The 20,651-nt window shown below is 73.7% G+C and carries 19 protein-coding genes; 9 read left to right on the forward strand and 10 right to left on the reverse strand.

Annotated features, from left to right (window positions below):
- Window positions 1-517: 517 nt before the first annotated feature.
- On the forward strand, window positions 518-1,381 hold the full coding sequence (locus ACIBEA_RS35400; protein ID WP_399267299.1) for a PhzF family phenazine biosynthesis protein: 864 nt from the start codon (window positions 518-520) through the stop codon (window positions 1,379-1,381).
- Window positions 1,378-1,950, forward strand: a complete 573-nt coding sequence (locus tag ACIBEA_RS35405) for a GNAT family N-acetyltransferase (protein ID WP_399267300.1) — start codon at window positions 1,378-1,380, stop codon at window positions 1,948-1,950. The genes ACIBEA_RS35400 and ACIBEA_RS35405 overlap by 4 nt, the downstream gene beginning before the upstream one ends.
- Before the next feature lie 4 nt (window positions 1,951-1,954).
- On the opposite strand, the gene efeU is transcribed toward ACIBEA_RS35405, so the two are convergent.
- The 6 genes from efeU to ACIBEA_RS35435 all read right to left on the reverse strand — a co-directional run bounded on the left by efeU (window position 1,955) and on the right by ACIBEA_RS35435 (window position 8,528).
- The gene (gene efeU, locus ACIBEA_RS35410) at window positions 1,955-2,800 is read right to left on the reverse strand and encodes an iron uptake transporter permease EfeU (RefSeq protein WP_399267301.1); all 846 of its coding nucleotides are present in this window, start codon (window positions 2,798-2,800) and stop codon (window positions 1,955-1,957) included.
- Window positions 2,801-2,818: 18 nt separating this feature from the next.
- Window positions 2,819-4,129: an iron uptake transporter deferrochelatase/peroxidase subunit gene (efeB, locus tag ACIBEA_RS35415; protein ID WP_399267302.1), complete on the reverse strand. Its 1,311-nt coding sequence runs from the start codon at window positions 4,127-4,129 to the stop codon at window positions 2,819-2,821.
- A gap of 13 nt (window positions 4,130-4,142) precedes the next feature.
- Window positions 4,143-5,279: an iron uptake system protein EfeO gene (gene efeO, locus ACIBEA_RS35420; protein ID WP_399267303.1), complete on the reverse strand. Its 1,137-nt coding sequence runs from the start codon at window positions 5,277-5,279 to the stop codon at window positions 4,143-4,145.
- A 165-nt stretch (window positions 5,280-5,444) separates the two neighbouring features.
- Entirely contained in the window at window positions 5,445-6,248 is an 804-nt protein-coding gene (locus tag ACIBEA_RS35425) for a heme ABC transporter ATP-binding protein (RefSeq protein ID WP_399267372.1), read from the reverse strand.
- A gap of 98 nt (window positions 6,249-6,346) precedes the next feature.
- A complete protein-coding gene (locus ACIBEA_RS35430; protein ID WP_399267373.1) occupies window positions 6,347-7,402 on the reverse strand; it encodes a FecCD family ABC transporter permease in 1,056 nt (351 codons plus the stop codon).
- A 94-nt stretch (window positions 7,403-7,496) separates the two neighbouring features.
- Complete coding sequence (locus tag ACIBEA_RS35435; protein WP_399267304.1) at window positions 7,497-8,528, reverse strand: hemin ABC transporter substrate-binding protein; 1,032 nt, start codon at window positions 8,526-8,528, stop codon at window positions 7,497-7,499.
- A gap of 124 nt (window positions 8,529-8,652) precedes the next feature.
- Here ACIBEA_RS35435 and ACIBEA_RS35440 point away from each other — a divergent pair, with 124 nt between their 5' ends.
- Genes ACIBEA_RS35440 through ACIBEA_RS35450 form a run of 3 tightly spaced genes read left to right on the forward strand, consistent with a single transcriptional unit; the run spans window position 8,653 to window position 12,363 of the window.
- Window positions 8,653-10,119 (forward strand): HtaA domain-containing protein, encoded by a 1,467-nt coding sequence (locus tag ACIBEA_RS35440; RefSeq protein WP_399267305.1) that lies wholly within the window; start codon window positions 8,653-8,655, stop codon window positions 10,117-10,119.
- Window positions 10,120-10,178: 59 nt separating this feature from the next.
- On the forward strand, window positions 10,179-11,681 hold the full coding sequence (locus ACIBEA_RS35445) for an HtaA domain-containing protein (RefSeq protein ID WP_399267306.1): 1,503 nt from the start codon (window positions 10,179-10,181) through the stop codon (window positions 11,679-11,681).
- Window positions 11,682-11,706: 25 nt separating this feature from the next.
- Window positions 11,707-12,363: a PhzF family phenazine biosynthesis protein gene (locus tag ACIBEA_RS35450; protein ID WP_399267307.1), complete on the forward strand. Its 657-nt coding sequence runs from the start codon at window positions 11,707-11,709 to the stop codon at window positions 12,361-12,363.
- 82 nt (window positions 12,364-12,445) lie between these two features.
- Here ACIBEA_RS35450 and ACIBEA_RS35455 read toward each other — a convergent pair whose 3' ends face one another.
- Both ACIBEA_RS35455 and map read right to left on the reverse strand, forming a co-directional pair.
- Entirely contained in the window at window positions 12,446-13,093 is a 648-nt protein-coding gene (locus tag ACIBEA_RS35455) for a heme oxygenase (biliverdin-producing) (RefSeq protein ID WP_399267308.1), read from the reverse strand.
- Window positions 13,094-13,256: 163 nt separating this feature from the next.
- Window positions 13,257-14,114, reverse strand: coding sequence for a type I methionyl aminopeptidase (gene map, locus ACIBEA_RS35460; protein WP_399267309.1), 858 nt, complete (start codon window positions 14,112-14,114; stop codon window positions 13,257-13,259).
- A 58-nt stretch (window positions 14,115-14,172) separates the two neighbouring features.
- Between map and ACIBEA_RS35465 the strand changes: the two genes are divergently transcribed.
- The gene (locus ACIBEA_RS35465; protein ID WP_399267310.1) at window positions 14,173-14,412 is read left to right on the forward strand and encodes a hypothetical protein; all 240 of its coding nucleotides are present in this window, start codon (window positions 14,173-14,175) and stop codon (window positions 14,410-14,412) included.
- A gap of 20 nt (window positions 14,413-14,432) precedes the next feature.
- Here ACIBEA_RS35465 and ACIBEA_RS35470 read toward each other — a convergent pair whose 3' ends face one another.
- Window positions 14,433-15,035, reverse strand: a complete 603-nt coding sequence (locus ACIBEA_RS35470; RefSeq protein ID WP_385780608.1) for a hypothetical protein — start codon at window positions 15,033-15,035, stop codon at window positions 14,433-14,435.
- Between the two features lie 94 nt (window positions 15,036-15,129).
- Between ACIBEA_RS35470 and npdG the strand changes: the two genes are divergently transcribed.
- On the forward strand, window positions 15,130-15,834 hold the full coding sequence (npdG, locus tag ACIBEA_RS35475) for an NADPH-dependent F420 reductase (protein WP_399267311.1): 705 nt from the start codon (window positions 15,130-15,132) through the stop codon (window positions 15,832-15,834).
- Between the two features lie 383 nt (window positions 15,835-16,217).
- Window positions 16,218-16,394 (forward strand): hypothetical protein, encoded by a 177-nt coding sequence (locus tag ACIBEA_RS35480; protein WP_399267312.1) that lies wholly within the window; start codon window positions 16,218-16,220, stop codon window positions 16,392-16,394.
- Here ACIBEA_RS35480 and ACIBEA_RS35485 read toward each other — a convergent pair.
- Window positions 16,375-17,190: a site-2 protease family protein gene (locus ACIBEA_RS35485; RefSeq protein WP_399267313.1), complete on the reverse strand. Its 816-nt coding sequence runs from the start codon at window positions 17,188-17,190 to the stop codon at window positions 16,375-16,377. The two genes, ACIBEA_RS35480 and ACIBEA_RS35485, sit on opposite strands and share 20 nt — an antisense overlap.
- 112 nt (window positions 17,191-17,302) lie before the next feature.
- On the opposite strand from ACIBEA_RS35485, the gene ACIBEA_RS35490 reads away from it, so the two are divergent.
- Entirely contained in the window at window positions 17,303-20,647 is a 3,345-nt protein-coding gene (locus tag ACIBEA_RS35490; RefSeq protein ID WP_399267314.1) for an AfsR/SARP family transcriptional regulator, read from the forward strand.
- Window positions 20,648-20,651 lie beyond the last annotated feature (4 nt).

Here is a 20,651-nt window from a genome sequence, read left to right on the forward strand (position 1 = left end):
GCGGGCCCCCCCCCGCGGCGCGCCCCCCCCCCCCGCGGGGGCCGGGCCGGCCCCCCCCGCGCCCCCCCCCGCGCCCCCCCCCCCCCCCCCGCCCGGGCCCCCCCCCCCCCCGCCGGAGGCATGCGGAGCCGCGTCCGGCCCGCACCTTCGTGCCTCCGGCGGGCCCTCAATCGCCGGGCGGGCTGGTTCGGCGGGCGTTGGCCGCGCGGGTGCGGCCTGGTCGTGCGCCCTCAATCGCCGGGCGGGCTGATTTGGCGGGCGTGGGCCGCGCGGGTGCGGCCTGGACGTGCGCCCTCAATCGCCGGGCGGGCTGGTTCGGCGGGCGTTGGTCGCGTGGGTGCGGGCTGGACGTGCGCCCTCAATCGCCGGGCGGGCTGGATTGGCGGGCGTGGGCCGCGACAGTGCGGGCTGGACGTGCGCCCTCAATCGCCGGGCGGGCTGGTTTCGGCGGGCGTTGGTCGAGATGGTGGCCGCGGGGGGCGGGAATGGGGGAAGGGGGCGGAGGGTTGAGGCGATCATGACGACTGAGATCCTCCGGTACACCGCTTTTTCCGCTGATCCCGGTGGGGGGAATCCCGCCGGGGTCGTGCTCGACGCGAGCGGGCTCGACGACGCCCGGATGCTGGGGATCGCCGCGGAGTTGGGGTACAGCGAGACCGCCTTCCTCACCGCCCCGCCCGAGGACCTCGCCGCCCCGGCCGGCCGCGGCTTCACCGTGCGGTACTTCAGCCCCAAGGCCGAGGTGCCCTTCTGCGGCCACGCCACCGTCGCCACCGCCGTGGCCCTGGCCGAGCGCACCGGCCCCGGCGAGCTGGTCTTCGCGACCCGCGCCGGCACCGTCCCCGTGTCGGTGACCGAGGACGCCGACGGCGTCCTGCGCGCCACCCTCACCAGCGTCGAGCCGCACCTGGAGGAGATCGGCGCGGCCGACCTCGCCGAGGCGCTGGCCGCCCTGGACTGGCCCGCCGCCGACCTCGACCCGGCCTTCCCGCCGAAGATCGCCTACGCCGGGGCCCGGCACCTGGTGCTCGGCGCCGCCACCCGCGAGCGGCTCGCCGACCTCGCCTACGACTTCGCCCGCCTGGAGGCGCTGATGCGGCGCCTGGACCTCACCACGGTCCAGCTGGTGCACCGCACCGCGCCCGACGTCTTCGACGTCCGCAACCCCTTCCCGGTCGGCGGGGTGGTCGAGGACCCGGCCACCGGAGCCGCCGCGGCCGCCTTCGGGGCGTACGTGCGCGAGCTGGGCCTGGTCCCCGCCGACGCCTCCCTGACCCTGCACCAGGGCACGGACATGGGCCGCCCCGGCGTGCTGAGCGTCGAGCTGCGCGCGGGCGACCCCCGGGTGCGGGTCGGCGGCGCGGGAGCGCGGATCACGTGAGCGGGGCGCGGGCGCGGGTGCTCTCGTACGACGCGGCCGCGGTGCCCGCGGAACTGGCCGCGCAGGTCGAAGCCCTGGAGGCGCAGGCCTGGCCCGGCGCCGCGCCCGGCCACGACCCGGCCCTCGCGCCCCGCGCGATGCTGCTCCTCGACGCGGCGGGCTCGGTGGCCGCGTCCCTGACCCTGCTGCACAAGGAGGTCCGGCACGCGGGGCGCACGTACCGGGCCGCCGGTCCGAGCGCGGTGGTCACCCGGGCGGACGCGCGCGGGCGCGGCCACGGCGGCCGCCTGGTCGCGGCGGCGCGGGCCGCACTGGCGGAGCGACCGGGGCCGGACCTGGCCCTCTTCAGCTGCGACCGGGAGCTGGCCCCCTTCTACGGGGCGGCCGGCTTCCGGGCGCTGCCCGGCGCCGTCCTGGTCGGCGGCACCCCCCAGGACCCGCTGGCCACGGACGCACCCGGCTTCGACAAGGTGGTCATGGCCGCCTTCTTCACGGCTCAGGCCGACCCGGCCGCTTTCGCGGGGACCCGGATCGGCCTGTACTCGGGGACGATCGATCGGCTCTGGTAGTCGCCTACTTCTGGCTCTCGGCGCCGACCGCGGCCTTCTGCGGTGCGGCCGGCGCCTTCCCCGCGTAGAGGAACAGCGCCAGCACGGGGACCAGGTACAGCGCCCACACGGTGAGCTGGAGCACGGTCGGGTCCGGCTGGAAGTTGAAGGTGCCCTTGAGCAGGGTCCCGTACCAACTGTCCGGCGGGATCGTCCCGGAGACGTCGAAGGCCCTGCTGTTCAGACCGGGCAGGAAGTCGGCCTCCTGGAGGTCGTGGACGCCGTACGCGAGCACGCCCGCGGCGACGACGACGAGCATGCCGCCGGTCCACTTGAAGAACTTCGCCAGGTTGATCGACAGCGCGCCCCGGTAGAACAGCCAGCCCAGCACGATCGCGGTGGCGATGCCGAGCAGTACGCCGATCAGCGGACCCGCGCCGTCACCGGCCGCGTGCACCGAACGCCACACGAACAGCGAGGTCTCCAGGCCCTCCCGGCCGACGGCCAGGAACGCGGTCGTCACCAGCGCGCCGGTGCCCATCGCGAGCGCGGCGTCGAGCTTGCCCTGGAGCTCGCTCTTCAGGTGCCGCGCGGTGCGCTTCATCCAGAAGACCATCCAGGTCACCAGGCCGACCGAGATGATCGACAGGCTGCCGCCGATCGCCTCCTGGGCCTGGAAGGTCAGCTCCGAGGTGCCGAACTCCAGGCCCGCGCCGAAGGCCAGCGACAGCGCGGCGGCCAGGCCCACGCCGAGCCACAGCGGTCCCAGCTTGTCCTTGTTCCCGGTCTTCACGAGGTAGGCGATGAGGATGCAGACGACCAGGCTGGCTTCCAGCCCCTCGCGCAGCCCGATCAGGTAGTTGCTGAACACGTCGGTTCCTTCCCGCGCCTATGCGAACAGCGTCCGGCCCCACCAGTCGTCCTTGTCGCGGACGCCCGGCGGGACGGCGAAGACGGCCGAACCCACGTGCTGGATGTATTCGTTGAGCGCGTCGCTCTTCGACAGGCTGCGCTGCACCGGCACGAACCCCTTGCGGACGTCGCGCTGGTAGGCGAGGAAGAAGAGGCCCGCGTCGAGGCGGCCCAGTCCGTCCGTGCCGTCGGTGAAGGAGTAGCCGCGGCGCAGGAGGGTCGCGCCGCTGTTGCTGTCCGGGTGCGCGAGGCGCACGTGCGCCTCCGGCTTCATCGCCTTCAGGAACGGCTCGTCGCGCTCCTTGGACTTGCCGACCGGAGCGCCCTCGCCCTTGTCGCGGCCGAAGACGTCCTCCTGCTCCTGCAGGGAGGTGCGGTCCCAGGTCTCGATGTGCATCCGGATGCGGCGGGCCACCAGGTACGAGCCACCGGCCATCCAGGCGCTGCCGTCGCCCGCGGTCGCCCACACGTGCTGGGCGAGGGCCTTCTCGTCGGTGCCCGAGACGTTCCGGGTGCCGTCCTTGAAGCCCATCATGTTGCGCGGGGTCTGCGCGTCGGGCGTCGTGGAGGAGGTCTTGCCGAAGCCGAGCTGCGACCAGCGCACCGCGATCTTGCCGAAGCCGATGCGGGCCAGGTTGCGGATGGCGTGCACCGCGACCTGCGGGTCGTCCGCGCAGGCCTGGACGCACAGGTCGCCGCCGGAGCGGGCCGGGTCCAGGTTGTCGCCGGGGAAGAGCTCCAGGTCCACCAGGGCGTCCGGGCGCTTGCCCTCCAGTCCGAAGCGGTCCTTGGCGAAGAGGCCGGGGCCGAAACCGATGGTCAGGGTCAGCCGGGACGGCTTGAGGCCGACGGCCTCGCCCGTGTCGTCCGGCGGCGCCTGCGCGAGACCGCCGAAGGCACCCTCGCCGACGGCCTGACCGGCGGTCATCAGGCGGGCCGCCTCGGTCCAGTCCTTGAGCAGCTTGATCAGCTCGGCGCGGTCCTTCGTCGTCACGTCGAAGGCGGCGAAGTGCAGCCGGTCCTGGACGGCGGTGGCGATGCCGGCCTGGTGCTCGCCGTGGAAGGGCACGGCCGCGCCCGCGGAGGCCGCGGGGACGGCGTCGGAGCCGCTGGTGAGGGCGGCGACCGTACCGCCCGCCGCGGCGGCGCCGAGCGCCAGGCCGGCCCCGCCCCAGCCGAGGACGGAGCGGCGCGAGGGCGCGGCGCCCCGGCCCGCGACGGGTGCGGCGTCGGTGGCGTCGGCAGGAGCGTCGGAGCCGGGTGCCGGGTCGGGTGTCGTGTCGGACATCGGAGCCTCCCGCTTACTTCGTGACGGCGGCGGCGAGCTTGGAGAGCGGCTCGGCCAGCGCGTTGACGCCGTCCGAGAGCTCCTTGCGCTCGGGGGCGCCGACCTTGTCGTACGAGGTGAACTCGTAGCCGTTCTTGTCCGCGCGGTACTTGTCCAGCAGCGCGTTCAGCGCCACGAACTGGGTGTCCAGCTGCTTGGTGAGCGCCGGGTCGTTCTTGGCGGCCGCCGGCTTCAGCAGCTCGTAGGCCTTCTGCGCGCCCTCGACGTTGGCCTTGAAGTCGACCAGGTCGGTGTGGCTGTAGGTCTCTTCCTCGCCCGTCACCTTGCCGGTGGCGACCTCGTCGAGGAGCTCCTTGGCGCCGTTGGCCATCGAGGTCGGGGTGATCTCCGCGGTGCCGACGCGCTTCTGCCAGTCGGTGAGGTCGGTGATCAGCTGGTCGGCGAGCTTCTTCTCCTCGTCACCGATCTTGTTGTCGGCCCACAGGGCCTTCTCCAGACGGTGCCAACCGGTCCACGCCTGCCCGGCCTCCAGGCCGTCCTGGCGGGTGTCGGTCTTCGGGTCGATGTCACCGAAGGACTCCGCGACCGGCTCGGTGCGCTCCCAGCCGATGCGCGAGGGCGCGTACGCCTTCTTCGCGGCCTCGACGTCGCCCGCCTTGACCGCGTCCACGAAGACCTGGGTCTTGGGCAGGGTCTCGTCGGCCTGCGCCTGCACGTACTTGCGGTACTCGGCGACGGCCGCGTCCAGCTCGGGGCTGCGCTTCTCGCCGCCCTCGCCGGTGACCTTGAGCTTCTGGCGGATGCCGTCGCCCTTCATGCCGGGCTTGCAGGCGACCTCGTACTCGCCCGGCTTGATCTCGGCGGTGATGGACGCCTTGGTGCCCGGGCCGATGTTCTCCTTCTCGGTCACGATGCGACCGTCCGGGAAGTAGACGTACAGCTCGGTGACCTTGGAGCCCTTGTTCTCCACCTCGAACTGCACCTTGCCCGCGGGGGTCTCCTTCTTGGAGACGTCACAGGCGGTGTCCGAGGCCGCGACCTTGATCGCCCCGTCGCCCGCGTCGCTCTTCTGGGCGCAGCCCGTGACGGCGGTGAGCGCGGCCACGGCGGCGGCCGCGGTGAAGACGGTGAAGCGGGCTGCGGATCGCATGGAGGCTCCTGGCGAGGGCGAAGGCTGGGTGAGGCGGACCTAACTTAACCGAGGCTTACCTCACCGATACCCACTCGTCCAGTGATTCAGCTCTCACCTCCGCACGCCGGACACGGGGCCGTCACGGCCCCGTCATGACACTCCCAACGTCAGGTCAAGCGCAGGTCAAGTCCGGCCGGAACGCGCCGGCACCACCAGCGGCGCACCGGTCCGCGGATGCGCCAGGACCTCCACCGGCTGCCGGTAGACGCGGCTCAGCAGGCCGTCCTCGAACACCTCGGCCGGAGGTCCGTCGACCGCGATGCGCCCTTCGTGGAGCACCGCCACCCGATCGGCGTACGCGGCCGCCAGCCCCAGATCGTGCAGGACGACGACCACCGCGTCCCCCGCCGCCGCCCGCTCCCGGCAGATCCGCAGCACCAGCTCCTGGTGGCGCAGGTCCAGGGCGGCCGTCGGCTCGTCGAGCAGGAGCAACGGCGCCGCCTGGGCCAGCACGCGGGCGAGGGCGACCCGGGCCCGCTCGCCGCCGGACAGCGCGGCGAAGGGCCGCGCGGCGAAGTCGGTGACCTCGGTGGCGGCCATGGCGTCGGCCACCAGCCGGTCGTCGGAGTCGGCGAAGGGGGTGCCGGCCCAGGGCGCGCGGCCCATCCGCACCACGTCCTCCACCGGGAAGGGGAAGGCCAGCGCGGCGGCCTGGGGCAGCACGGAGCGGCGCAGCGCAAGGTCGAGCGCGGGCCAGTCACCGACCGCGCGGCCGTCGATCCGTACCGACCCGGAGGCGGCGGGCAGATCGGCGGCGAGCGCGGCCAGCAGTGTCGACTTCCCGGCGCCGTTGGGGCCGACCAGGGCCAGTACCTCCCCGGCCCGGACGGTCAGGTCGATGCCCCGCAGCACCTCGCGCGCGCCGTGGCGCACGCGGAGCCCCGCGGCCTCGGCGAGGGCGCTGCCGGCGGCGGGCCGCTGCGGCACGCTGCGCCCCCGGCGCCCGAAGAGGCCGCCGAACCTGCCGCGGCGGAAGCCGGCGGTGGCCTCCCCGGGTGCGCTGGCGGTGGCAGGTGCGGTGCTGGTCACGCCCAGCCTCCTTGCTTGCGGCGGGTGCGACGCAGCAGCCAGAAGAAGAACGGGCTGCCGATCAGGGCGGTGAGCACGCCGAGCGGCAGCTCGGCGGGCTGGGCGACGGTCCGGGCGGCCAGGTCGCCCGCGACCAGGACCACGGCGCCGGCGAGCGCGCTGCCGGGCACCAGGAAGCGGTGGCCGGGACCGTTGGCCATGCGCAGCAGGTGCGGGACGAGCAGGCCCACGAAGGTGATGACTCCGGCGACGGCGACGGCCGCGGCGGTGAGCAGCGCGACCACCAGGACCAGCGCGAGGCGCAGCCGTTCGACGTCGACGCCGAGGTGGCGGGCGGGGCGCTCGCCGAGCGAGAGGAGGTCGAGCTTGCGGGCGTAGAAGGGGGCGAGCAGCAGACCGGCCAGGGCGCACGGCAGGACGGCGAGCACCTTGGGCCAGGTGGCCTGGGCGAGCGAGCCGAGCTGCCAGAAGGTGATCTGGTTGACCTGGCCGCTGTCCGCGAAGAAGACGAACAGGCCGATCAGGGCGCCCGCGAAGGCGTTGACCGCGATGCCGGTCAGGATGAGGGTGACGACCTCGGTCTTCCCGCCGTTGCGGGAGAGCAGGTAGACGGCGGAGACGGTGACCAGGCCCGCGACGAAGGCGCAGAGGGGAATCGTCCAATTGCCGAGGAAGGTCAGCCCGAGGCCGATCGCGGCGACCGCGCCGACGGCGGCGCCCGCCGAGATGCCGATGACCCCCGGTTCGGCGAGGGGGTTGCCGAAGACGCCCTGCATCAGCGCGCCCGCGCAGCCCAGGCTGGCCCCGACGAGCAGGGCGAGCACGACGCGCGGCAGGCGTACGTTCCACAGCACGCTCTCGCCGACGCGGTCGAGGCGGGCGCCGCCGAGCCCGAGGTGGTGCTGGAGGGAGCCGAGCACGTCACCGACCGGGATCCGGTAGGCCCCCGTCCCGGCGGAGACGAGCGCGAGCACGACCAGCGCGGCGACCAGGGCGGCGGTCAGCAGCGCGGCGCGCCCGCGGCGCTCGGCCGGGGGCGGGGCCGGGGCCATGGCCGCCGGTGCCGGATCCGCAGAGGCGGCCGCGGGGGCCGGGGCCGGGCCGTGGTCGGCGGGTTCGACGGGCTCGTTGTGGGTCAGGGTCACGTCAGGCGGCCTTGCCGTAGAGCTGGGCGACGAGGGAGGTCAGGACCTGGTCCGTGCGCGGGCCGTAGTTCAGCAGGACGCCGTCGTCGACCGTGACCACGCGGCGGTCCATGCCCGCCGGGGTCTGGGCCACGCCCGGGATCTTGACCAGCCCGTCGACGCCGCCGACCGAGTCCAGGCCCTTGGTCATGACGAGGATCGCGTCGGGTGCGGCGGCGGCCAGCGCCTCGCTGGTGATCGGGGTGAAGTCCTTGGCCAGGCCGGACTCCTTGCCCGCGTCCACCGCTCCCGCGGCCTCCAGCAGCGAGCCCGCGCCGGAGTCGGCGCCGCCCAGCAGATACACGGAGGCGGTGCCGCGCAGGTAGAGGAAGGCGACCCGCGGCTTCTTGCCCGAGCCGGTCGCCGAGGCCGGGATCGCCTTGCGGGCGGCGTCGATCCGCTCGGTGGTGCGCTGGTTCAGCTGCGCGCCCGCGTCCTTGACGCCCAGCGCGGCGGCCACCGCCTCGATCCGCTTCGGTACGTCCGCCAGCGATTTGGCCGGTGCGACGACCAGCAGCGGGATGCCCGCGTCGCGGATCTGCTGGATCGCTTCGGCCGGGCCGGTCGTGGTCTCCGCGATCACCAGCGTCGGCCGCAGCGAGAGCACGCTCTCCGCGGACACGTCGTGGGCCCGCGTCACCACCGGCAGCTTCGCGGCCTGTTCGAAGGTGGCGGTGATGTCCCGGGCGACGACCCGGTCGCCCAGGCCCAGGGTCTGGACGATCTCGTTGAGGCTGCCGGTGAGCGGGATGATCCGGTCCGCCGAGGCCACGGTGACGCTCGCGCCGTCGGCCGAGGGCACGGTCACCGGCAGGGCCGGGGACGGCGCGGGGGAGAGCGGCTCCACCCGGTCCGGCGCGGCGGGGGCATGGGCGGGCGTGCCCGCGGTCCTGGCCGTACCTCCGCAGCCCGTCACGGTCAGTCCGAGGGCCAGTACGGCGGCCAGGGCGACGGCGAGGCGGGGGAAGCGGGGTGACGCGGCGGGCGTAGGCACGAAGGCACCGTCCTGTCGTCCGACTGGAGTTCGAGTGGATCTGGCTGACCGGGGGGTTCCACACCCGACCGGATGTAGCTTAGGTTAGCCTAACCTGACTTGCCAGACCCTGGAGGGGACATTCATGTCCGCACGACCCGTCCGCACGCCCGCCGTCGCCCTGTTGGTGACGGTGCTGGCGGCCCTGGTGGGGGCGCTGCTCCCGACCACCGCGCAGGCCGCGAGCCGCACGGTTCAGGGAGGGCGGCTCGACTGGGGGGTCAAATCGTCTTTCCAGAGTTATGTCACCGGCCCGGTCGCGAAAGGCAGTTTCCGGCTGAAGAACGGCGCGGCCACCGTCGGCGGCAGCCTGTTCCGCTTCCACTCCGCGACCGGCTCCTACGATCCGGACAGCGGCGAGTTCCGCGCGGCCTTCACCGGCGGCGTCACCTTCCAGGGCCACCAGAAGCCCGACGGCGGCTACGAACTCGACCTGAGCGTCAGCAACCCCACCGTGAAGATCGCGGGCGGCGCCGGCACCCTCTACGTCGACGTGACCAGCAAGGCCAAGGACACCGGCGCCGTCAGCACCCGGTCCCAGGTCCCCTTCGCCACCCTCGGCCTCGGCGGGATCAACATGAAGGGCGGCGGCAGCCCGCTCGCTCTCACCCATGTCCCCGCCACCTTGACCAGCCAGGGCGCGCAGTCCTTCGCCGGCTACTACGCGGCCGGCGCCGCGCTCGACCCGGTCTCGCTCTCGGCCGACGTGCTGGCCGCCGCGGGCGGCGCCCGGACCCCGGGCGCGCAGACCAGTGCTCCGCCCGCCACGACCGCCACCCCGCAGGGCGCCTTCGCCGACGCCGCCGTGGACTGGGGCGTCCGGCGCACCTTCCGCGAGTACGTCACCGGCTCGATCGGCCAGGGCAAGTGGACCCTCGCCGACGGCGCGCAGGACGGCGGCGCAGTGTTCCGCTTCCCGCAGGGCAAGGGCGCGTACGACGGCGCGAAGGGCACCCTGGACGCGGCCTTCGCGGGCAGCGTCCGGTTCACCGGGGCCCACCTCGACCTCACGCTCGGCAAGGTGGGCGTCAAGGTCGAGAACGGCAAGGGTGTCCTGAGCGCCGACGTCACCACCGCGGGCAGGACGGAGAACGCCGTCGCCCTCGCCGAGTTTGACGCCAAGGGACTCAAGGTCGACGAGAAGAACGCCAAGCTCGCCACCCTCACCGAGGCCCCCGCGACCTTGACCGAGGGCGGCTCCAAAGCCTTCGGCTCGATGTACAAGGCGGGCACCGAGATGGACCCCGTCTCGCTCGCCATCGCGCTCGACGCCACCGCGCAGCTGCCGGCCCTGCCCGACCTGGGCTCGACGGCCTCGCCCACCCCGGCGGCCGCCGCCCCGCAGAGCGCCACCCCCGTCCCGGCGGGAGCCGCCGACCAGGCCGCGTCCGCCTCCTCGATCGGCACGGAGACGTACGTCGCCCTCGGCGCGGCCGTCCTGGTCCTCGCCGGCGGCGCCGCCTTCCTGGTCGTCCGCAAGCGCCGTACGGCCGCGGCCGCCCCGGCGGACACCCCCGCCGCTTCCCCGGCGGACACCCCCGCCACCGACTGACGCGCACACCCCTTCCCGCGCTCCTTCCCCCTTCCTTTCCTTCTCTGGAGTCCTCAGCCATGTCCTCCCTCCGTCGCCCGATCGCCGTCGCGGCCGCCGTCGTCACCGCCGCCGCACTCGGCACCACCGCCTTCGTCCTGCCCGCGACGGCGGTGGGCTCCGCCCCGGTCGCCGGGCCCGCCGCGGAGAAGGCCGCCCCCGTCCCGATCCTGGGCGGCACGCTGACCTGGGGGGTGCTGGAGCGCTACCGCACCTACGTCCTCGGCATGGCCAAGGGCGAGATCACCGCGGCGGACGGGGCCGTGAAGAACGCCGACAACACCTTCACCTTCGGCTCGGCCACCGGGCAGTACGACAAGGACGGGGGCCACGTCATCACCGCGGCCTTCAAGGGCAGCGTCACCTTCAAGTCCACCCTGCACGGCTTCGAGGTGACCGTGAGCAACCTGCGCTTCGACACCGGTACGGGCGTCCTGACCGGCGACGTCAAGAAGAACGGCGTGGCGAGCGCCGGAGTCCCGCTGGCCGCGGTGGGCTTCACCGGGCCGGTGATGGACAAGCTGACCACCAAGCTCACCAAGGAGTTCGCGGACCAGCTCGGTTCCGCGGACTACGCGGGCATTGCCGGTGACCCGCTGTCCTCCCAGCTGGAGCTCCCGAAGCCGTCCCCGTCGACCTCGGCTTCGGCTTCGGCTTCGGCCTCGGCCTCCGCGTCCCCGTCGACCTCCGCTTCCACCTCTGCCTCGCCCTCCTCCTCGGCTTCCGCCTCGGCCTCCTCCTCGCCCTCCCCGTCGGCCGACGGCCCGCAGCAGATCCTGGGCGGCAAGCTGACCTGGGGCCTGAAGGAGTCCTTCCGCAACTACGTCCTCAAGGGCAAGGGCACGGTCACCCCGGCGGACGGCGCGGTCAAGAACGGCGACACCTTCGACTTCACCGCGGGCAAGGGCACGCTGGACACCAAGACGCGCAAGCTCGACGCCTCCTTCGCGGGCAACCTGCGCTTCCAGTTCGCCGACCACCACATCGACATGACCTTCGCCAACCCGCGGATCACCGCCGCGGGCGAGACGGGCGTGCTGATCCTGGACGTGAAGACGCCCACGCTCGACAAGAAGGCCGTTCCCTTCGCGACCCTCAGCCTCCCGAAGGCCGACTACAAGACGGCGAACGGGGTGCTCGCCCTGAACGGCGTCCGCGCCGCCCTCACCCAGGAGGGCTCGGCCGCCTTCCTCGACGGCGACAAGTCCATGTACCCGAAGGGCGAGCGCTTCGACGACATCAACCTCGCCGTCACCGTCGACAAGGACGCCACCCTGCCCGGCGGTACGGGCGGCACCACCGGCGGCTCCGGCACCACGGGCGGCTCCGGCACCACCGGCGGTACGGGCGGTACGGGTGGCACGGCGGGCGGCGGCAGCGTCGGCGGCTCGGCGGGCGGCAACCTCGCCTCCACCGGCGCCGAAGTCCCCGCGGGCGCCCTGCTCGCCGCCTCCGGCGCGGTGATCGCGGCCGGCGCGGGCGCGGTGTTCGTGGCCCGCCGGCGCCGGACCCTGCGCGGCTGAACACGCCCCGTGTTTGAATGCCCGCGTGAACGATCTCGACGTGCTCAAGGTGTTCTGCGCGGGCGACGGGCGGTTCGGCAACCTGCTGGGCGTCGTGCGTGACGGCAGCCGGTGTCCCGACGACGCCTCCCGACAGGCGCTGGCGGCCGAACTCGGCTACAGCGAAACGGTGTTCGTCGACGACCCCGAACGCGGGGTCGTCGACATCCGCACCCCCGGCACCCGGATGGCCTTCGCCGGACACCCCCTGGTGGGGGTGGCCTGGCTGCTCGACATCGAGGAGCTGCAGCCGCCCGCGGGCGCCGTATGGGCCCGCGACGACGGGGAGTTCACCTGGATCACCGCCCGCGCCGAATGGGTCGAGGGCAAGCGGACCGAGCAGTACGCGAGCGCGGCCGAGGTCGAGGCGCTGCCCGCCCCGCCGCCGGGCGAGGGCTGGTTGTACGCGTGGGCCTGGGAGGACGAGCGGGCGGGCCGGATCCGGGCCCGCGGCTTCCCGCGCCGCCCCGACAAGGCGATCGTCGAGGACGAGGCGACGGGCTCGGCGGCGCTCCTGCTGACCGCCCAGCTGAACCGCGCCCTGAACATCACCCAGGGCGCGGGCTCCCAGATCCTCACCGCCCCGGGCCCCGACGGCACGATCGACATCGGCGGCCGCGTCCGCTTCGCGGACACCCCCTAGCCCGGCCCCCGGCCCCGGCTCACGCGACGCACCCCCCGGCCACGGGCCGAGGGGTGCGGGGGAGGGTGGGTGGGTGCGGGGCTCAGGCGCTGAGCGGGAACTGGTCGCCCAGCTCGCGGAAGACCGCTCCGTTGAAGTCGAAGGCGCGCTTGCACTCGTCGATGATGCGCTGCTTCTCCAGGTCGTCCGCGGCGATCGCGTCCAGCAGCTCGCGGTAACCGCGCTTGAAGGCGGCCGGGTTGGCTATGGCCTCGAAGACGTAGAACCGCACGCCGTCGCCCTTGCGCTCGAAGCCCCAGGTGCGCTCGGCCTTGTCGCGGATGATCTGGCCGCCGGAGAGGTCGCCGAGGTAGCGGGTGTAGTGGTGGGCGACGTATCCGCCGGGCCACTCGGCGGCGCAGGCGGCGACCCGGTCGGCGTACGCGCGGGTCGCCGGCAGGGCCACCACGCTCTCGCGCCAGTCGGGGCCGAGCAGGTGGGCGAGGTCGCGCTCGATCTCGGCGACGCGCATCAGCTCGGGCTGGATGAAGGGGCCCGCGACCGGGTCGTCCTTGAGGGACTCGGCCGCGTCCTCCAGCGCCCGGTACACGAACCAGAGCTGCTCGGTGTAGCGGGTGTAGGCGTCGACGCCGAGCCTGCCACCGAGCAGGTCGCTCATGAACGACGACGTCTCGGCCTCCGTGTGCTGCTCGTGCGACGCGACGCGGATGACCGTAGAGAAGGCGTCCAAGACGGACCTCCAGAGACCGGGGGCGGGGAAGGGGTACGACCGATCTTCCTACTTAGGCTTACCTAAGTCAATCGGTTACCGACGTCCTGTCGGTAAAAATGTACGCCTTGCCCGCCGCCCCTGTCACGGGTTCGTTCGACGTGGGTCGATCAGGGGGTGTCCCCTACGGCAGGGTGAGGATCTCCGCCCCGGTGTCCGTCACCACCAGCGTGTGCTCGAACTGGGCCGTGCGCTTGCGGTCCTTCGTGACGACCGTCCAGCCGTCCTTCCACATGTCGTACTCGTGGGTGCCCAGCGTCAGCATCGGTTCGATGGTGAAGGTCATGCCGGGCTCGATGACGGTGGTGGCGTGCGGGCTGTCGTAGTGCGGGACGATCAGGCCGGAGTGGAAGGACGAATTGATGCCGTGCCCGGTGAAGTCGCGGACCACGCCGTAGCCGAAGCGCTTGGCGTACGACTCGATGACCCGGCCGATGATGTTGATCTGGCGGCCCGGCTTGACCGCCTTGATCGCGCGGTTCAGCGACTCGCGGGTGCGCTCGACCAGCAGGCGTGACTCCTCGTCGACGTCGCCGCACAGGTAGGTGGCGTTGTTGTCGCCGTGCACGCCACCGATGTAGGCCGTGACGTCGAGGTTCACGATGTCGCCGTCACGCAGCACCGTGGAGTCCGGGATGCCGTGACAGATGACCTCGTTGACGGAGGCGCAGAGGGACTTGGGGAAACCCCGGTAGCCCAGGGTCGACGGGTAGGCGCCGTGGTCGCACATGTACGCGTGCGCGACCCGGTCCAGCGCGTCGGTGGTCACCCCGGGGGCGATCAGCTTGGCGGCCTCCTCCATCGCCTGCGCGGCGATGCGGCCGGCGATGCGCATCGCCTCGATGGTCTCGGCCGTCTGCACCTCCGGTCCGGTGTACGGAGTGGGCCCGGGCTTGCCCACGTACTCGGGCCGGCGGATGTTTCCGGGAACGGAAAGGGCGGGGGAGAGCTCGCCTGGAACGAGCAGCGACTGGCCAGACATGCGAACGAGTGTATCCAGCGGGGATCGGGCAGCATGGCGGCAGAGGAAGGAGCGTCGAATGGCTCTGTTCAAGAAGCGCCAGGTGGGCAAACCGGGCGAGTGGTACTACTGCCTCGTCCACAAGAAGGTCGAGGAGGGGCCGGAATGCCCGGCGAAGGACCGCTTCGGTCCCTACGCCACGCCCGAGGAGGCGAACCACGCGATGGAGACCGCCCAGGAGCGGAATCTGGAGTGGCAGAACGACCCCAAGTGGAACGACAGGACCCGGGAAGAGGGGGAGGGCGACAGCACGCCCTAGGGAGGCTCCCGGCCCGGGAGCTACCAGCGGTTGGGCGGCGGGGCGGTCAGCTGGTCGGCCAGCCGCGCCAGCCGGTCCCGGAAGCGGTGCGGGGTGCGCTGGGTCGGGACGCCGTTCTCCCCGGCCGCCGCGCTGACCAGGTGCGACGCCGTGTCCAGGTCCAGCTCGGCGCCCTCGGGCACCGACAGGCCGTCGTGCGCCAGCGCGGCCAGCTCCCGGTCGCCGCCGTCGAGGGACAGGACGGTCGCCCCCGAGCGGCGCGCGTCGTGCACCCGCTCCAGCAGCCCCTCGCCGGGCCGCTCCGGTGCCACCACCAGCAGCGTGTGCCCGCGCCGGGCCGCGGCGAGGCGCCCCAGGCCCACCGACAGGTGCGGCGGCTCCCCGGGCAGCACCCGGTGGCGCACCAGCGTCGGCGCCAGCTCCGGCCGCCCCGACCAGGCCGCCTCGTCCACCAGGTGCGCGGCCAGGTGCCAGGGTTCGTAGCTCTCGGTGCCCACCAGCAGCAGGTTCCCGCCGGCCGGGACGACCGCCCGGCGCAGCGATCCCGCGAAGCGGCGGGCGGCCCCGGGCCACTGCGTACCGGCCAGCACCTCGCGCAACAGGGCGACCCTGACGGCATCCATGGGCGGCATCCTGCACCACGGACGGCGCAGACAGGAGCGTTTGGCACCCGCTCACCCATTCGGCCTTGCGCTACCCGGCAGTACCCTCGCCCCCATGACTTCCACAGACAACACCCAGAAGCCCCCGGCGAAGGACCCCCACGACCTCCCCGACGTCTCGGGCCTGATCGTCGGCGTCCTCGGCGGTACCGGGGACCAGGGCCGCGGCCTCGCCTACCGGCTCGCCCGCGCGGGCCAGAAGGTGATCATCGGCTCGCGCGCCGCCGACCGCGCCGAGGCCGCGGCGGCGGAGCTGGGCCTCGGCGTGGAGGGCGCGGACAACGCCGAGTGCGCCCGGCGCAGCGACGTCGTGATCATCGCCGTGCCGTGGGACGGCCACGCCAAGACCCTGGAGGCGCTGCGCGAGGAGCTGACGGGCAAGCTCGTCGTCGACTGCGTCAACCCGCTCGGCTTCGACAAGCAGGGCGCCTACGCCCTCAAGCCCGAGGAGGGCAGCGCCGCCCAGCAGGCCGCGCTGCTGCTGCCCGGCTCGCGCGTCACCGCCGCCTTCCACCACCTGTCGGCCGTCCTGCTCCAGGACGCGTCGGTGGAGGAGATCGACACGGACGTGATGGTCCTCGGCGAGGTCCGCGCCGACACCGACATCGTCCAGGCCCTCGCCGCCCGCATCCCGGGGATGCGCGGGATCTTCGCGGGCCGGCTGCGCAATGCCCACCAGGTCGAGTCGCTGGTCGCCAACCTGATCTCGGTCAACCGCCGTTACAAGGCCCACGCGGGCCTGCGCGTCACGGACGTCTGAGCCGCCCGGACCACCCGTACGGGGCCGCCCCCGCCCACCGCCGGCGGGCGCGCCCCCGTACCCCGCACCCGCCTCAGCCGCGGCGGCCCGTACGTCCTTCCGTGGCGCCCAGGTGCGCCACGACGGCCTGGTGGAAGCGGGCCACGGCGTCGTCGTCTCCTGCATGTCCGTCCCCCCACTGGCCCGGTGTCGTCCGTCACGGGCCGAGCGGCCGGGCTGTCGTTCTGTTCGCGCGCTCCGAGAGGCGCGCTGGGCGCACCGTAAACCCCCCGTCGTGCGAAACGCTCGGGTTCGGCCGAAAAAGGGCCGGATATGACTGCCCGGCACGATGGGGGACACTGGAGGGGTTCGCCGCCGTTCAGTGTTCCCGAGGAGTCCGGCCCATGCCCCGCCTTGCCGTGTTCGCCATCGTCGTCTGCGTCCTGTCGGTGGCCGCGGCCGTCGTCGCCTTCGTCGAGGGCAGCTTCCTCGGCATCGTCTGGGTGCTGCTGGCGGGCGTGACCTCGAACATGGCGTGGTTCTACCTGCGCAAGGATCGGCTCAGCCGCCGAGCGGGCTGATCCCCTCGGTCCGGCAGACCGGATTGCTGTCCCGCCAGAAGGTGTACAGGTCGCGGCCGCAGTAGGTATCCAGGTCGGACACGCCCAGCTTGCCGAGGACCGCGTTCACGAAGTCGAAGAAGAACGCGTTGACCCCGGGGATCCACAACAGGGCGAAGACCGCGAGCAGTCCGAAGGGCGCCAGCGGTTCGACCTCGCGGCGCACCTTGTACGAGAGCCACGGCTCGATCACCCCGTAGCCGTCCAGGCCCGGCACGGGCAGGAAGTTCAAGATCGCGGCCGAGACCTGGAGCAGCGCCAGGAAGCCGAGGGCGTAGCGGAAGGCCGGCGGCACCCCGTCCAACGCGTCCAGCCAGAACGGCGCCGTGCACACGACGGCGAAGAGCACGTTGGTCAGCGGCCCGGCCGCCGAGATCAGGCTGTGCTTCCACCGCCCCTGGATCCGCCCGCGCTCGATGTACACGGCCCCGCCGGGCAGGCCGAGCCCGCCCAGGATCACGAAGATCACCGGCAGCACGATGCTCAGCATCGCGTGCGTGTACTTCAGCGGGTTCAGCGTCAGGTACCCCTTGGCCCCGACCGACAGGTCCCCGCTGTGCAGGGCGGTACGGGCGTGCGCGTACTCGTGCAGGCACAGCGAGACGATCCACGCGGACGTCACGAAGAGGAACACGGCGAGCCCGGTACTGGTCGCGTAGTCGGTCCACACGGCCCACCCGGTGACGCCCATGACCGCGGCGACCCCGAGGAAGACCGCACTGACCTGCCGCTCACCGTGACCGCTCTGATGCCCCATGGCCCGAAACCTATCCCAGGGGCCACGGGACCGGACCCCGGCCACCGGCCGCGGGAGCGGCCCGCCGCGTAATCCCGGTGGGTTCGCCGCCCGGGCCCGTCACAATGGGCCGGTGCGTTACGCGATTCTCGGCAGTGCCCAGGCAATCCGCGGCGACGGAACCCCCGTCGCCCTCGGCGGAGCCCGCTTGCGCGCGCTCCTGACCGCGCTCGCGCTGCGCCCCGGCCGGGCGGTCCCGGTCGAGGTGCTGGTGGACGAGGTCTGGGGCGACGAACCGCCCCAGGACGCCTCCGGCGCGCTGCAAGCCCTGGTCGGGCGGCTGCGCCGGGCCGCCGGACACGACGCCGTCGCCTCCGCCGAGGGCGGCTACCGGCTCACCGCCGAGCGCGACGACATCGACCTCTACCGCTTCGAGCGGCTCACCCGCACCGCCGCGCAGCGCCTGGAGGCGGGCGATCCGGGCCGGGCCGCCGAGCTGTACGAGGAGGCCCTGGGCCTGTGGCGCGGGCCCGCCCTCGCGGACCTGCCGGATCCGACCGCCGAGGCCGCGCGCTGGGAGACCGTACGACTGGACGCGCGCCGGGGCCGCCTCGGCGCGGCCCTCGCCCTGGGCGAGGCGGAGCGGGTCCTGCCCGAGCTGACCGCCCTCTGCGCCGACCTGCCCCTGGACGAACCCCTCCAGGTCCTGCGGATCCGGGCGCTGCGCGACGCGGGCCGGCCGGCCGAGGCCCTGGTCGCCTACGACGGCGTGCGCCGCGAGCTGGCCGACCGGCTCGGCGCGGACCCGGGACCCGCCCTGCGCGCCCTGCACACGGAACTGCTGGCCCCGCGGCCGACCGCCGACCGGCCCCCCGCGGCGGCCCCCGCCCCGGCGACGCCGGCCACTTTCGCCCCGGCGCCCGCGACCGGCCCCGACGGGAACCTGCGCGCCCGGCTCACCACCTTCGTCGGACGCGAGGACGACATCCGCGTCATCGGCGAGGACCTCGCCCGCGCCCGGCTGGTCACCCTCCTCGGCCCCGGCGGAGCGGGCAAGACCCGGCTCTCCCAGGAGGCCGCCGAGGCGCACCCCGCCACCGAGTGGCCCGACGGGGTCTGGCTGGTCGAGCTGGCTCCGGTCGACGACCCCGAGGACGTGGCCGAAGCCGTCCTCGCGGCCCTCGGAGCCCGCGAGACCAAGCTGCGCGGCGCCGCCGCCGAGGAGATGCGCGTCCTCACCGGACAGACCGGCGAACACCCCTTGGCCCGGCTGATCGAACACTGCTCCCGGCGGCGCCTGCTCCTCCTCCTCGACAATTGCGAGCACGTCATCGGGGCCGCCGCCGAGCTGGCGGAGCGGCTGCTCACACACTGTCCGGGCGTGCGGATCCTGGCCACCAGCCGCGAACCCCTCGGCGTGCCGGGGGAGTTGCTGCGCCCGGTGGAACCGCTGCCGGACCCGATGGCGGTGCGGCTGTTCGCGGAGCGCGGCGCCGCCGCCCGGCCGGGGTTCACCGTGGCCGACGACCCGGCCGCCGCCGTCGAGATCTGCCGCCGGCTGGACGGGTTGCCGTTGGCGATCGAGTTGGCGGCGGCGCGGCTGCGGTTGTTGACCCCGCGGCAGATCGCGGACCGGTTGGACAACCGGTTCCGGTTGTTGACCAGCGGGAGCCGTACGGTGCTGCCGCGCCAGCAGACGCTGCGGGCGGTGGTCGACTGGTCCTGGGAGCTGTTGGACGCCGACGAACGCACGGTGCTGCGCCGCCTGTCGGTCTTCGCCGGCGGCTGCGACCTGACCGCGGCCGAAGCCGTCTGCGCCCTGCGCGACCCCGACGCCCGGTACGGGACGGACATCGCGGACGTGGCCGACGTACTCGGCTCGCTCGTCGATAAATCCCTGGTCGTCGCCGCCCCGGGACCCGAGGGCGACATGCGCTACCGACTGCTGGAGACCGTCGGCGAGTACGCCGCCGAGCGGCTCGCCGAGGACCCCGCGGACCAGGACGCCACCTGCCGCCGCCACCTCGTCCACTACCGCGAACTCGCCCGCACCACCGACGCGCTGCTGCGCGGCCGCGGCCAGCGGGAGGCCGTACAGCGCTTCGCCACCGAGTACGAGAACCTGCGCACCGCCCTGCGCCGCGCCGTCGCCGCCCGCGACGCGGACGAGGTGCTGTGCCTGGTCCACTCCCTCGTCTGGTACTGGCAGATGCGCGACCTGCGCACCGAGATGCGCCACTGGGCGAACGCCGCGGCGCCCCTCGGCCCGAACCCCTTCCAGCAGCCGGTCACCCCCGCGCAGCCCGTGTACGAACAGATCGTGGACGCGCCCCCGCCCTACACCGGGGAACTGCTCGCCGAGGGGTGGCGCGGCATCGGGCTGCTCCAACTGGCCGCCCGCGACCAGGCCACCGGGAGCTGGAGCTCGGACGAGGTCCGCAAAGAGGTCGAGGGGATGGCCGCCGCCTACCGGCCCGGTCTGCCGCAGACCTGCCGGATGCCCGGATCGATGTACGTCTTCGCCGCCATGATCAGCGGGAATCCGGGGCTGATCCGGCTGATCGCCGACGAGACCGTGGAGACATGCCGCGCGCTCGGCTACCGCTGGGAGCTGGGCTCCGCCCTCCAACTGCGCGCCAACGTCCTGGCCAACCGTGCGGACTGGGCCGACATCGCGGTCCGTGACGCCGAGGAGAGCCTCGCCATCTTCCAGGAGCTGGGAGACGACTGGGGCTGCGCGGAGGCCCTCTCGGCCCGCGCCGAGTCCCACGAGAAGCGCGGCGACTACGCCCTGGCCGGGGAGGACTACCAGGCGGCCATCGCCCACGCGGAACGCCTCGACGCCAAGGGCCAGGTGGCGGTGCTGCGGATCCGGGTCGCGGGCGTCCTGATGGAGAGCGGCGGCGGCGAGCGGGCCGAGGAGATCCTCACCGAGGCCCTCGGCGTCCCGCGACCCTTCAACCACGAGGCGCTGCCCGTCGCCCGGATGTTCCTCGCGACCCGCTACGGCGCGACCGGCCGGATCCCCGAGGCCCGCGCCCAGCTGGACGTGCTGCGCGGGGAGTTCGCCAACGGGGCCTTCGCCATCTTCGAGGGGTTCCTGCTCGGCATCGCGGCCTGGCTCGACAACCAGGAGGGGAAGTACGAGGCGGGCCTGGCGGGGCTCAGGGCCGCGCTGACCACGGCCCGCGAACCGCTCGCCGAAATGGTCGCGCCGCAGATGCCCGCCGTGTACCTGATCAGCGCGGCGGAGGCGCACGCCGGGCTCGGCGGCGCGGACCACGCCCGCACCGCGGTCCGGCTGATGGGCGCCTATCGGGCGCTGGTCCCGGCGGAGCACGTGCCCGTCACCACCGAACGCGAGAGCGCCGCGCGGGTCACCGAACGGGCCGGGGCGGAGCTGGACCGGGCCGTCTTCGACGCGGCGTACGCCGAAGGCGGCGGCCTCTCCCTGGAGGAGGCCACCGCCCTCGTCTGACCCG

The sequence above is a fragment of the Streptomyces sp. NPDC051555 genome (assembly GCF_044454405.1).
Classification (GTDB): domain Bacteria; phylum Actinomycetota; class Actinomycetes; order Streptomycetales; family Streptomycetaceae; genus Streptomyces.

Excerpts from the sequence above, each read along its gene's own strand:
- npdG (WP_399267311.1), top strand. The coding sequence starts at position 15,130 with ATGACTTCCACAGACAACACCCAGAAGCCCCCGGCGAAGGACCCCCAC.
- efeO (WP_399267303.1), bottom strand. The coding sequence starts at position 5,279 with ATGCGATCCGCAGCCCGCTTCACCGTCTTCACCGCGGCCGCCGCCGTG.
- ACIBEA_RS35465 (WP_399267310.1), top strand. The coding sequence starts at position 14,173 with ATGGCTCTGTTCAAGAAGCGCCAGGTGGGCAAACCGGGCGAGTGGTAC.
- map (WP_399267309.1), bottom strand. The coding sequence starts at position 14,114 with ATGTCTGGCCAGTCGCTGCTCGTTCCAGGCGAGCTCTCCCCCGCCCTT.
- ACIBEA_RS35445 (WP_399267306.1), top strand. The coding sequence starts at position 10,179 with ATGTCCTCCCTCCGTCGCCCGATCGCCGTCGCGGCCGCCGTCGTCACC.
- efeB (WP_399267302.1), bottom strand. The coding sequence starts at position 4,129 with ATGTCCGACACGACACCCGACCCGGCACCCGGCTCCGACGCTCCTGCC.
- ACIBEA_RS35485 (WP_399267313.1), bottom strand. The coding sequence starts at position 17,190 with ATGGGGCATCAGAGCGGTCACGGTGAGCGGCAGGTCAGTGCGGTCTTC.
- ACIBEA_RS35480 (WP_399267312.1), top strand. The coding sequence starts at position 16,218 with ATGCCCCGCCTTGCCGTGTTCGCCATCGTCGTCTGCGTCCTGTCGGTG.
- ACIBEA_RS35440 (WP_399267305.1), top strand. The coding sequence starts at position 8,653 with ATGTCCGCACGACCCGTCCGCACGCCCGCCGTCGCCCTGTTGGTGACG.
- ACIBEA_RS35430 (WP_399267373.1), bottom strand. The coding sequence starts at position 7,402 with ATGGCCCCGGCCCCGCCCCCGGCCGAGCGCCGCGGGCGCGCCGCGCTG.
- ACIBEA_RS35470 (WP_385780608.1), bottom strand. The coding sequence starts at position 15,035 with ATGGATGCCGTCAGGGTCGCCCTGTTGCGCGAGGTGCTGGCCGGTACG.
- ACIBEA_RS35400 (WP_399267299.1), top strand. The coding sequence starts at position 518 with ATGACGACTGAGATCCTCCGGTACACCGCTTTTTCCGCTGATCCCGGT.